2 protein-coding genes are annotated in these 1,754 nt (G+C 73.7%); both read left to right on the top strand.

Translation table 11 applies throughout. From position 1 onward, the window contains the following. Nucleotides 1-34 precede the first annotated feature (34 nt). On the top strand, nt 35-922 hold the full coding sequence (locus tag WH07_RS29845) for an HhH-GPD family protein (RefSeq protein ID WP_106409715.1): 888 nt from the start codon (nt 35-37) through the stop codon (nt 920-922). Between the two features lie 204 nt (nt 923-1,126). Continuing rightward, the coding region (locus WH07_RS29840; RefSeq protein WP_232789110.1) for a SigE family RNA polymerase sigma factor at nt 1,127-1,754 on the top strand (628 nt) is incomplete at its 3' end.

Here is a 1,754-nt window from a genome sequence, read left to right as displayed (position 1 = left end):
GCCCGCATCCGTGGCCCCGCAGCCCGCCGCGGTCCTGGCCGGCACCGATCCGGCCGCCCTGCACACCCCCGTCATCGCGTGGTTCGAGTCGAACGCGCGCGATCTGCCCTGGCGCCGCCCCGAAGCGGGCGCCTGGGGTGTGATGGTCAGCGAGTTCATGCTCCAGCAGACCCCGGTCAGCCGGGTCCTCCCGGTGTACGAGCAGTGGCTCGCCCGCTGGCCGCGCCCCGCCGACCTGGCCGCCGAGGCCCCCGGCGAGGCGGTACGCGCCTGGGGCCGGCTCGGCTACCCGCGCCGCGCACTGCGGCTGCACGGTGCCGCGCAGGCGATAACGGAGCGGTACGGAGGCGACGTACCCCGCGAGCACGCGCAGCTCCTCTCGCTGCCCGGGATCGGTGAGTACACGGCCGCGGCGGTGGCCTCGTTCGCGTACGGACAGCGCCACGCCGTGCTCGACACCAATGTGCGCCGGGTATTCGCCCGTGCCGTGACCGGTGTCCAGTACCCGCCGAACGCGACCACGGCCGCCGAGCGCAAGCTGGCCCGCGCCCTGCTGCCCGAGGACGCGGCGACCGCGGCGCGCTGGGCCGCCTCCTCCATGGAGCTGGGCGCGCTGGTCTGCACGGCGAAGAACGAGGCGTGCGGACGCTGTCCCATCGCCGCGCGGTGCGCCTGGCGGCTGGCGGACAAGCCGGCGCACGACGGCGCGCCCCGGCGCGGCCAGTCGTACGCGGGTACGGACCGCCAGGTGCGGGGAAGGCTTCTCGCCGTACTGCGCGAGACGGTCGGGCCGGTGCCGCAGACGGCGCTCGACGCGGTGTGGGACGAGCCGGTGCAGCGCGCCAGGGCGCTGGACGGACTGGTCGCGGACGGACTGGTCGAACCCCTGGAGAACGGCGTCTACCGGCTGCCGCAGAGCTGACCGGGTCAGGGACCGTACCCGTACCGGCCGGCTCTCCGCCGGCTCCGGCCGTTACACAACCGATGGACAGCCGTGCGTCCGCCGACGGCTGTCCCGCACAGCCCCGTGACAAGCGCTCCGTAATTTCGCCGCCGTAAGGACTTCGCTGCCGTCCCCGAAGGGCGGCGAACAGCGAGGACGGTCACGGGGTCGGAGGCGGTCGGCATGGCGCAGGGCGAGGTGCTCGGTTTCGAGGAGTACGTCCGTACCCGGCAGGAGGCCCTGCTGCGCAGCGCCCGCAGACTGGTGCCCGACCCCGTCGACGCGCAGGACCTGCTCCAGACCGCTCTCGCCCGTACGTTCGGACGCTGGGACGGCATCGCCGACAAGTCGCTCGCCGACGCCTATCTGCGCCGCGTCATGATCAACACCCGTACCGAGTGGTGGCGCGCCCGCAAGCTCGAAGAGGTCCCCACCGAGGAGCTGCCGGACGCGCGTGTCGAGGACGGCGCGGAGCAGCACGCCGACCGCGCCCTGCTCGTCGAGATCCTCGGAGTACTGGCACCCAAGCAGCGCAGTGTCGTGGTGCTGCGACACTGGGAGCAGATGAGTACGGAGGAGACCGCCGCCGCGCTCGGAATGTCGGTGGGTACGGTGAAGAGCACACTGCACCGGGCCCTGGCCCGGCTGCGTGAGGAGCTGGAGAACCGGGAGCGGGAGAGCGGGAAGCCGGCGCGCCCGGGGGCCCGCACCCGCACCCGGCGGCGTACGGATCGTCAGCGCACGGACCGACAGCGTGCCGATCTTCAGCGTGCGGATCTCCATCGCGACGGGCGGGGCGGGCAGGACGGGC

It is taken from the genome of Streptomyces odonnellii (assembly GCF_000981895.1).
GTDB classification, from domain to species: domain Bacteria; phylum Actinomycetota; class Actinomycetes; order Streptomycetales; family Streptomycetaceae; genus Streptomyces; species Streptomyces odonnellii.
The sequence above is the reverse complement of the archived record's forward strand: the minus strand, read 5'-3'. Positions and strand labels throughout refer to the sequence as shown.